General features: G+C 40.3%; 5 protein-coding genes. All 5 read left to right on the top strand.

The window, feature by feature from the left end:
* The 5 genes from NBH01_RS15210 to NBH01_RS15190 all read left to right on the top strand — a co-directional run bounded on the left by NBH01_RS15210 (position 1) and on the right by NBH01_RS15190 (position 11243).
* Positions 1–2103 carry a UvrD-helicase domain-containing protein gene (locus NBH01_RS15210; protein ID WP_055217152.1) on the top strand — a complete coding sequence of 701 codons (2103 nt, stop codon included), beginning with the start codon at positions 1–3 and terminating at the stop codon, positions 2101–2103.
* A gap of 359 nt (positions 2104–2462) precedes the next feature.
* Positions 2463–4004, top strand: a complete 1542-nt coding sequence (locus NBH01_RS15205) for an RNA-binding domain-containing protein (RefSeq protein WP_005818839.1) — start codon at positions 2463–2465, stop codon at positions 4002–4004.
* Positions 4005–4020: 16 nt separating this feature from the next.
* Complete coding sequence (locus NBH01_RS15200) at positions 4021–4725, top strand: hypothetical protein (RefSeq protein ID WP_005818837.1); 705 nt, start codon at positions 4021–4023, stop codon at positions 4723–4725.
* Positions 4726–4757: 32 nt separating this feature from the next.
* Positions 4758–8231: a helicase-related protein gene (locus NBH01_RS15195; RefSeq protein ID WP_259007307.1), complete on the top strand. Its 3474-nt coding sequence runs from the start codon at positions 4758–4760 to the stop codon at positions 8229–8231.
* Between the two features lie 12 nt (positions 8232–8243).
* The gene (locus tag NBH01_RS15190; RefSeq protein ID WP_005818833.1) at positions 8244–11243 is read left to right on the top strand and encodes an Eco57I restriction-modification methylase domain-containing protein; all 3000 of its coding nucleotides are present in this window, start codon (positions 8244–8246) and stop codon (positions 11241–11243) included.
* Positions 11244–11274: the final 31 nt, after the last annotated feature.

Raw genomic sequence — 11274 nt, 5'->3', positions numbered from 1 at the left:
ATGAGACTATTTCTTTCAGATACATTCTTTGATGCAATGTTTGATTTGCCAAAGAAGATACAAGATAAGGTGATTGCCTTTCAAAAAAAGTTTCGTGAAAACACGACAACATTAGGAATACATCTGGAACCCATCTCGCAATTTAAGAACTCTGCTTTACGTACTGCACGTGTGGATGACAATTACCGTGTAATTGTAGGAGTACTCGATGGTAACAATTACTCCTTACTCTATGTTGGTGACCATGAAGAAGCGTATCGATGGGGAATGAACAAACATTTTGTTTGGAATGAGCATACACAAGCTTGCCAATTAATCACTATTCAGGAAACAGAAGAGACAATGACCATTCCAGCCCATATCCCTACGGAGTCAGCGTTTTTTGCAGGAGTTCCGGAAGATAAGTTGCTTAAAGTGGGGATTCCTTTAGAAATAATTCCACAGGTTATGACTATTCGTAGTCTTGATGATTTAGATGAGCTGGAATCTATCCTACCATCGGATGCCTATGAGAATTTGTTCAATCTAATGGATGGTGAGAATATAGATGAATTGGTAGCAATCACAGAAGAAGGGCAAGCAAAAGCTGATGAAGACCAGTTACTAAGTAGTAATAACCGTCGTCGCTTTATTGAACTGACTGATGACGATGCCTTGCAACATATCATTGAACAAGGTATGGATAAGTGGCAAATTTTCCTTCACCCATCTCAACGAAAACTTGTGGATGCAGATTACAAAGGAACGATGAAAGTTAGTGGTGGTGCGGGAACAGGAAAGACAGTAGCCGCATTACATAGATTGAAATATCTGTGTAAAGAACCTGATTCAAAAATATTGTTCACCACTTATACACGTACCCTACGTGAGAATTTGGAAGATTCTATCCAAAAACTGGACATACCTCGTCAACGATATACGCTGAGCAATATTGACCAAGTTTTACTAGATACAGCCCATCAATACAAAATCAAAGATAGTTTTAAAGTTCTTGATTACAGCGGCGATGAAGAATCATTAAAATTATGGCGTGAAGTATTAGAAACTGAGGTCACTGAATTTGATGAGCAGTTCTTGTATGATGAATATATCGATGTCATCGTTTATTATGGAAACACTGATGCACATCAGTATATGATGCAACAACGTGTAGGACGCACAAAAGCATTAAGCCGGAAACAACGCATGGACATTTGGAAGCTTGTAGAAAAATACGTGGCTTTAAAACAGGAACGTAAAGTTGTTGACCGCCTTGAACTCTTCAATGAAACTACCCATTATTTAAAAGAGAATAATATACATCCTTTTACGCACGTAATAGCAGATGAATTTCAAGACTTCTCAAATCCTGAACTGAAGTTTCTACGTGCCCTTGTGCAAGAAGGTCGCAATGATTTGTTCCTCACCGGTGACCCTATTCAACGTATTTATAGTGGACGAAAGATTAACTTCGGAGCAGCCGGCATCAATGTGAGAGGAGTAAGAAGTCGCAGACTTAAAATCAATTACAGAACAACAGAACCCATTAAACGCGTAGCTGTAAGTGTAGTCAAAGGACAAACCTTTGACGATATGGATGGTGGAACGGAATCAATAAAAGGATATGTCTCACTAATTCACGGTGGCGAGAATCCTCAATATAAGGTAGTTAGTGGAGTCTCAGAAGAGGTGGAACAAGTGATAAATTGGATTACAGAATGCACCCGGAACAATATAGCCCTGAAAGACATATGTATAGCAGCTCCCAATATGAATCTAATGCGCGAATTACAAAATCGATTGCATACTGATGGAACTCACTATCGAATTCTCAAAGGCGCAAGTAAACAAGGAACCACTGACGGACTGTCACTTTGCACATTCCATTCACTGAAAGGATTAGAATTTAAAGTAATTATCCTAATAGGAGTCAATGAACGCTATGTGCCATCACAAGTAACCAAAACTCATCCATTTACCGGAATGGACAAATTATCGCAGAAGGAATATCTATCTTCCAAACGTTCATTGTTATATGTAGCTATTACCCGTGCACGTCAACTCGTTTTCATGGTAGGCTACGGAGAACCTTGTGGTTTATTAGCTTCCATGGTTGAAAAATAGACATATTATACTCAAAGAAGTATCAAAAGAAAATGAGGATAAGTCACCTGGACCTATCCTCATTTTCTTTTGATGTATTATTCGTTTATTTATCGAGATTACTTCACTTCCTCAAAATCAACAGTATCTCTGTATGAGCAACTTGCGTACACGTGTTGCAATTATATCGCAAATCCGAAAATAAGCATCCATAAGCAACCACAGCTCTTGACTGCAAAAATATAAAATTTTCCAATAAATATCGTGATATAAACGCATAATAATCAAAAGTATGGCACGAATTTAACAGAATCTCCACTTTTATCCTTACCTTTGTACATGATATTGGGGAACTATACCCTAACAATTATAAGGAAACGATGCAAATTCAAAACAATACATTGATAGCGGAATGCTCAGCTTACGATTTCAAGGAAATGTTGGAACGTAAGAAAGTGAAGTCATGGCTCAAATCCGTGTCGGCTTTTGCCAATACAGAAGGTGGCAGTCTGTTCTATGGAGTGAACGATGATGGAGTGATTGTAGGTTTGGAGAATCCACAATCCGATGCTGATTTTATCAGTGAAATGATGAAGGCACGACTTGACCCTGTGCCGGAAGTTCAGCTTATTCCGATAGAACACGAAGGGCATACCCTGCTTGAAGTGAAAGTAAAGGCAGGAACGCTTACACCTTATTACTATTATCAGGATGGGACACGTACCGCATATGTACGAGTTGGCAATGAAAGTGTAGAATGCAACTCCCAACAATTACTTTCGTTGGTATTAAAAGGCACGCACATGACATGGGATTCTCTTCCTACCCAAGTGGATGCCGGCAAACATTCTTTCATCATCCTTGCCAATACTTTCCGTGAGCAAACCCATCAAGAATGGAACGACAAGTATCTGGAATCATTCGGACTAGTAACTCCTGACGGCAAACTGACCAATGCAGGATTGCTGTTTGTGGATAATTGCACGGTATTTCAATCGCGTATTTTCTGCACCCGTTGGACTGGACTCTATAAGGATGATGCCATCAGTTCCGTAGAACATCGGGCTAACCTTGTGCTGCTCTTAAAATATGGTATGGATTTCATCAAAAACTATACCATGAGCGGCTGGGTGAAGATGCCAAACTATCGCCTTAACCTCCCCGACTATTCCGACCGTGCCATCTTTGAAGGACTGGTAAACCACCTTATCCATAGAGATTATACTATAATGGGCGGTGAAGTACATATCGACATTTATGATGACCGCGTAGAACTGGTATCACCTGGTGCTATGCTTGACGGTACACAAATTCAAGACCGTGACATATACAAAGTGCCGTCCATGCGTCGTAATCCTGTCATTGCAGATGTGTTCACACAGTTGGATTATATGGAGAAACGTGGTTCCGGTTTACGCAAAATGCGAGAGCTTACAGAGAAATTACCTAATTTCTTGCAAGGCAAAGAACCGCAATATCAAACGGAAGCGACCTCTTTCTACACCACGTTCTATAATTTGAACTGGAACGAAAGCGGAAGAATACCTGTAGAGGAAGTAGCCAACAGGGTAAATAGTACCCTCGAAAAGTACCCTGTAAACGAAGAAAGTTCGGTCGAAAAGTTCGGTGTAAACACAAAAGAGTTCGGTGTAAATGAAGAAAGTTCGGTCGAAAAGTTCGGTGTAAATGCGGATAAGTTCGGAGATACATCGGAAACACAGAAGAAAGTCAGTAAAACTGCACAAAAGATAATCGACCTCGTTATTTCAGATCCTTCAATCACAGCTGATAATATGGCCAACAAGATTGGTGTAACTAAACGCGCTATAGAGAAAAATATCAAGAGCCTTAGGGGTATGGGAATTTTGGTTCACGAAGGTTCAGACAAGGCTGGTTATTGGCGCATTATTGTTAAACCATAAACAGAACAACAAACCTATGGAGACCTCTTTCATACCACTCTTTGCAATCATAGCCGTTTTGATTATCGCCTTTTTGTTTGCCTCTTTGCCACAGGTAAACCATAAAACGCGATACCGAGTGCTTTATGCAATAGCCATTATCATGCTATTAGCTGTTATCCCTATTAGTGAATATATGGCTGGTGGCATACAAAACTCAAGTAACAATTATCTGCTTGTCCTAATATTCGATATTGCAGTAGGATATTTCTGTATGTACATTGCTGCTTTGCTAAAATTCAACGTTCTTAAACGAAAGAACCAAGCATTAGAAAACGCCTTGACAGAAAAGCAACAAGAAAATGTAGCAATCCTATTGGAGCATCAAAACGAAAAACAACAAGCACTCCGGCAAAGAGAGCTTGAATGGTTAGCTGGGAAAATAAAGATGTTTACCGAAGAAGAACAGGAAGCTATTCTTGCCAGTGCTCTATCATTTGCTGAACATGACTTGATAGTTGCTCCCTCAATAAGCATACAACCTAAAGAAACATGTAGTCAGCAAGAACTAATGTACTTTGTCTGCTCTGCTTTTTACAATATGGATAAAAGTCGTAGTGAAGTTGTGGGTTTCTTATATAAAGTTTTTCCTCTCTATTTTCCAGCAGGAGAAAGTGCATTGGCTAAAAAGATGCCGGGATTGGAAAAAGTAAAAGAGAGGAGAGAGAAAGAATGTAATTAGCGCATATTTTCAAACCATAGAATAGAATTAAAATGAATAATACACTTATAGATAATTCCATAGAAGCACTTTCAATGACAACAACATTGAGAAAATGCTTAGCCATTGATGGTATTAAAACAGTTAGTATTGCCACAGGCTATTGGGATATTCCCGGTTTAGCTATACTACAAGAAAATTTGAGGTCTTTCATTGAAAAAGAAGGAACAACGCTTCGTTTACTTATAGGAAAAGACCCTTATATATACGTAAATCAATTAAAGTCACCTAAATATAAAGATGCAAATTATCCGCTGGACTTCATAAAAACTGATATCCACGAACTTAATGTTACTGAGGAATATAAAGATGCTATACGTCTGCTTCTTGATTATTGTACGGAAAACAATGATTCAAAGATTCAGATTCGTGTATTTCGAAAAAATGAAAATGACGAAACTCAATTTTTACATTCTAAGTGTTACATCTTTGACGGAAAGTCAAACGGCATTGGTATTGGTATCGTGGGTAGTACAAATTTTACACAAAAAGGATTACAAGGTAACGCTGAATTAAACTATATTGAAACAGCTCCAAATCAAGTGTTATCGCTTGATGAAATACCTGGTAATAAATCTCATTTGATATGGTTTAATGAAAAATGGGAAATATCTGAACCTTGGAACAAACAATTCTTAGAACAAATCCTTAAATCTGCACCTATAACAGATGACGTGGAAAAAGAACGCAAAAGTGAACAACAATCATTCACTCCATACGAACTATATATCAAATTGCTACAAATTAAGTTTGGTGACATTGTAGACAAATCACTCGGACAACAGATAGAAACTTATCTGCCAGCGAACATCCACAAACTGGAATATCAAATAGAAGCTGTTAAGAGGTGTATCGGCATTATGCACGAACATGGTGGCTTTATGTTGGCAGATGTGGTGGGACTTGGCAAGACGATTATTGGTACGCTCATCATCAAGCGTTTCTTGTCCGTACCAGAAGACGATGGACGAGAACGTAAAGTATTGGTCATTACTCCTCCTGCCATTCAATCGGGTTGGAAGAAGACTATAGCCATGTTCGACAAAAATTCTGACGAGAAGATTGCGCCATACATTGACTTCATTACAACTGGACGCATCGGAAATGTTGCCGAAGATGAGAGCTGCGAAGATGACGATGACGACAGCCGCGATTCTGGCGATTTTGGTGGAACACTCCAAGAAAAGAATTATGGCTTTATTGTCATTGACGAAAGCCATAAGTTCCGCAACAGTGCCACATTGATGTACCAGTCTCTTGATGAACTGATACAGAAGATTTGTTCTAATACAGGGGTATATCCATACGTGGGTCTTCTTTCTGCCACACCGCAGAACAACCGACCAAACGACTTGAAGAATCAGATTTACCTTTTTGAGAGAAACCACAATGACAGTACATTGAAGAAGGCTGAAAGTGGTAATATCGAAAGGTTCTTTGCAGATGTCAACCGAGAATATGAATTGCTGATAGATAGAAGCAACGACATACCAGCAGATGAGCGCCGCCAACGCTTGGATGCCGTGTCAAAGAGACTGCGTGATTGCGTGTTAAGTGATATTCTAGAACGCCGAACAAGGACTGACGTTGAGAAATATTACAAGGATGATATGGAATCACAAGGCTTGATATTTCCAAAAATTGTTGGACCTAACAATCTTGAATACATCATGGATGACGAGTTGGCTCAACTGTTCTCTGATACTATGACAATCATTGCTCCAACGGAGGCAGAAAAGTTGCAGACTGACGAGTGGCTAAAATATTTCCGCTATCGTGCCATTGAATATTTTACTGACCCTGCCAACGAAAGAAAACATACAGGTCGAGGCAATCGTGGTGTCAACGACGTTGCCAAGCAGCTTGCAACCATCATGCAGATTCTTCTTGTGAAGCGTCTTGAAAGTTCGTTCACTGCTTTCACCCAATCCCTGTTGAACCTGCGACGTTACACAGAGAACATGATTAAGATGTGGGAGAACGACACAATTTTCGTTTGTCCGCAAATTGACGTGAACAAAGAACTTGACTATGAAGCCAAAACATTGAAACGTGGTAAACGTGTTTCGTTTAATGATTGTGTAGAAGACATCAGAGCCAAGATAACAAAATTGACGGAACAAGGGCGTAACGAGAAGGGACAGAATGCAGAATATAACCGCAAAGACTTCAAGGAGGAATACTATATCCAACTGAAAGAAGACTTCCGACTCATTTCTAATCTCTATGATCGATGGGCGAAAAACCCACAAGACCCGAAATTTGATGCTTTCAAAGAGAACATCAAGCCAGAATTGTTTAATCCACAAAAGAATACCTCTGGAAAATTGGTTATCTTCTCGGAAGCTATAAACACGGTACAATCGCTTGCGAGAGCGGTAAAGGCAAAGGGCTATAAGGCACTTGTCATTACTGCTGCCAATCGTGATGAGATGGAACATACGATTGAGGAAAATTTCGATGCCAATTACGAAGGTGTCTGGAAGGATGACTACAATGTTATCATTACAACAGAGGTCTTGGCTGAAGGTGTGAACCTCCACCGTGCCAATGTTATTCTGAACTATGATACTCCTTGGAACTCCACTCGCCTGATGCAGCGCATAGGTCGTGTAAACCGTATCGGCAGTAAAGAGCCTTTTGTCTATGTCTATAACTTCATGCCAAGTGCAGAAGGCGATGCGCAGATTCAGTTGGTTCGCAAGGCACATACCAAGTTACAATCCTTCCATGTCCTGTTTGGTGAAGACAGTAAGATTTTCTCGGAAGAGGAAAGTGTGGTACATTACGATATTGCCAAAGCTGTTGACGGTGAAGAATCACCTTTGCAGAAGTATGTATATGAACTGAAACAATACAAGGATACTCACCCTGAACGTTATCTGCAAATAGAACAAGCTGATAAAGACTGGCAGATAGCACAGGCTGCAAGTGGAACGGCATATTTCATAGTAAAAGCACCACACTCTGCAAGGCTTGCAATTAGAATACGTACAGAAGCCGAGGGTCTGTATAACGCCAAAATAATTTCTTTGCTTGAACTGCTTGAAAATATGCGTGTGAAAGAAAATGCCAAACGTGTTCCATTACCAGATAACTGGCGACAGCTTTCGGCAGAAGCCATAAAGACTTATAACCAATACTTTGTCCGCATCAACAAGTCAAGGGCTGGTGACAAGGCTACGGCTGCAAAAGAAATGTTGGTGAAAATTAACAACACACCTAGTTTATCACTACAATCCAAGATTTTGCTGAAAAATGCTCGTAAGTTTATTGACCGAGGAAGTTTTGATATTATCAAAAAAGTATTGGCTATTGGTCAAGAATTAGAAGAGCGGGGGTTACGTCTCTTTGCCATAGAGCAACAAGATATAGACGAGATTCTGGAGCGAGAAATCGGCAAACTCGTAGCCCATGTGGAAAGTAAACAAGGCGAAGCATCTATTGTATTAGGAACCATCAAGTAAACAAATACCCCCATGAATAAGGAGTCATTAAAAGAATATTTAAGCAGCCGATATCAAGGCTGGAGTTCGTTCCTCAACAATGTTATTTTTCCCATTTTCGGTGAAGATGACTTTGAGGATGGTTTTGAAACAGAGCTTTTGGAGAGTCAGCCCGAACGAAGACAACTGGCAGAAGCGACGGGAATACGCAGCATCAAGCAAGTTGGAATGATGTATGTTGGCGTTGAACCTTTACAGATTTTCGATGTGACAGTCAGCGACCGGGTTATGATGGAGCATAACCGTGTGAACATCCAGCGGCTCATCCGTGCTGTCATGGATCAATTCTCTTGTGCCTTCATGCTGTTCCATTACGAGGATGATACTCGTTGGGATTGGCGTTTCACCTATTGCCGAAAGAGTGGCAACAAAGAAGAATCCACCGACAGCAAACGCTATACGTTCCTGCTGGGGCCTGGTCAGTCATGCCGCACGGCAACTGACAACTTCATAGCTCTATACGACAAAAGGAATTCTCTTGAAATTAAAGACATCGAAAATGCATTCAACGTTGAAGCTCTTTCTAAAGAGTTCTTTGGGAAGTACAAGGCTCAATACGAAGCTTTTGTCAATTACATGGTTGACCCTACAAACGGAATGCGTCAACACTTCATTGATACAGGCTTTGACCATACGGGTATGGCTGCTGACAAAATTCGTGACCGTGAGGAAAAACCCATTCGTGACTATGTGAAGAAACTTCTTGGACGCATTGTGTTCCTGCACTTCCTCCAAAAGAAAGGCTGGCTTGGCGTTCCTGCAAGCAAGGAATGGGGCGAAGGCGATCGTGATTTCATGCTGAATATTTTCAAGAATGCAAATGAACGTCAAAAGGAAAACTTTCTTGATGACATATTAGAAGACTTGTTTACAGAAGGTTTAGACCGTAACCGTTCAGATCAGGGCGACCTTTACGACACAAAAGTAGAAGGCTTCCGCAACTGTCGTATTCCATATTTGAACGGCGGTCTGTTTGAACGTGACATTCTTGACAAGAAGCCCAGTCATTTTCCTGCCAGCTATTTTAATGGCCTGCTGACAATGCTCTCGCAGTACAACTTTACCATCGATGAAAATGACCCAAACGATGCAGAAGTGGGCGTTGACCCAGAAATGCTTGGACGCATCTTTGAAAACCTGCTGGAGGACAACAAGGATAAGGGTGCATTCTATACGCCGAAAGAGATTGTGCAGTACATGTGCCGAGAAAGCTTGATAGCATATCTGCAAACAGACATGAGGGAAGAAGACAAGGAGTGTATACGTCAGTTTGTGACAACTCACGATGCATCCCAGCTGGGCGAATTAAAGGAATACATTGATCAGAAACTGTACGATGTGAAGATATGCGACCCTGCAATTGGCTCTGGTGCTTTTCCAATGGGATTGCTGCGCGAACTGTTCTTCTGCCGTTCTGCTATTGAGCCAAACATTGTAGAGAATGCAGCTAACATTAAACGTCACATTATCCAAAACAACATTTATGGTGTTGACATTGAACGTGGAGCAGTGGATATAGCCCGACTTCGTTTCTGGCTCTCACTGATTGTTGACGAAAAGTCACCAGAGGCTCTGCCTAACCTTGATTTCAAGATTATGCAGGGGAATTCCCTTCTGGAGCAATATAAGGGTGTTGACCTTTCAACGATGACAGAAAAGAAAATAGGAGCTGGTGAAAGTCTAACTTTCTTTGATAGCATGTTAGATGTTTATCGCAAAAATCTACGCGACAAACTTACTGAATATTACGCTTGCCCTGAACATGACAAGAAAATGCAGCTGAGAAAGGACATTGCAGATATTGTAAAGCAGGAACTCGTTGAGCAAGGTATTCATATTGATTTTGAAGATATGGACTTGTCTGCAAACAGTCAGTTCTTCCTCTGGCATACCTGGTTCCATGATGTTTTCTCACGACCCTCAAAAAAGGGCTTCGATATTGTCATTGGCAATCCACCGTACGGAGCGAAATACGACAACCAAACAAAGAGGTATTATAAGAATACCTATGTGACGGCAAATAGCATCCGAGGATTACAGAAGGGGTCTCTTGATACATATACACTATTCATAGAATTGGGATACAATCTGCTTAGGAAGAATGGGAGTTTTGCCTATATCGTTCCAATATCCTTGACATCAAGTGATTCCCTAACAGGCGTACACCGTCTTTTGATGGGAAACTGTGATACCATATACATATCATCGTATGCAGTACGTCCTAAGCCTGTTTTTGAGAACGCTGTAGTAAACACTTCGATACTTCTTTTTAAGAAGACTGAAACGCCATGTCAGTATCTTTTCTCAACCAAGATGCACAGAAGAGGGAATGAGTTTGAATTACAAAGGCTCATTGATAATTTGCAATTTGTTGATGTGAAAGGGCAAACACTTTATGGTCGTATTCCAAAGATAGGTTCTGAAATAGAGAAAACCATCTTAAACAAACTCTTCAACTATACAAAGTTAGGATCTCTTATCAAGACTTCAGGGAGTCCAATCATATATAGGTTTGCAGGAGGGCGATATTTCAAAGTCGTAACAAATTATAGTACCGGTTCATCAGCAGAGAGAACTATCTATTTCGCTAATTCCAAAATCGCAGATGCTGTTGGCTGCATACTCAGTAGCAGTTTGTCATTTTGGTTCTATCAGATCTTTTCTGATAATTTAAATTGGAAGACATACGAGATAGAGAATTTCACAGTTCCACAGCTCTCAGCTGAGGATATTGACTATCTTGACAAGTTGTATTCTCGTTATCTTTCTGACATAGAGGCAAAAGCTAATATCAGAATAACTTCTGGAGAGTCCACCTATAATGTTGATTCATTCAAGGAATACAAAATTGTACGCTCCAAAGCCATCATTGATGAGATAGATGACTACATCTGTCCGCTATACGGATTGACGCAGGAGGAAACCGATTTTATCAAAAATTACGAATTAGAATTTAGGTTGGCTGGAGAATGAATGATAATTGGAGGATAATCCCTCCAATTAT

It is taken from the genome of Bacteroides sp. B1-V-101 (assembly GCF_023656585.1).
GTDB lineage: Bacteria > Bacteroidota > Bacteroidia > Bacteroidales > Bacteroidaceae > Bacteroides > Bacteroides thetaiotaomicron.
This window is presented reverse-complemented; position numbering and strand designations above follow the sequence as displayed.

Excerpts from the sequence above, each read along its gene's own strand:
- NBH01_RS15210 (WP_055217152.1), top strand. The coding sequence starts at position 1 with ATGAGACTATTTCTTTCAGATACATTCTTTGATGCAATGTTTGATTTG.
- NBH01_RS15205 (WP_005818839.1), top strand. The coding sequence starts at position 2,463 with ATGCAAATTCAAAACAATACATTGATAGCGGAATGCTCAGCTTACGAT.
- NBH01_RS15200 (WP_005818837.1), top strand. The coding sequence starts at position 4,021 with ATGGAGACCTCTTTCATACCACTCTTTGCAATCATAGCCGTTTTGATT.
- NBH01_RS15195 (WP_259007307.1), top strand. The coding sequence starts at position 4,758 with ATGAATAATACACTTATAGATAATTCCATAGAAGCACTTTCAATGACA.
- NBH01_RS15190 (WP_005818833.1), top strand. The coding sequence starts at position 8,244 with ATGAATAAGGAGTCATTAAAAGAATATTTAAGCAGCCGATATCAAGGC.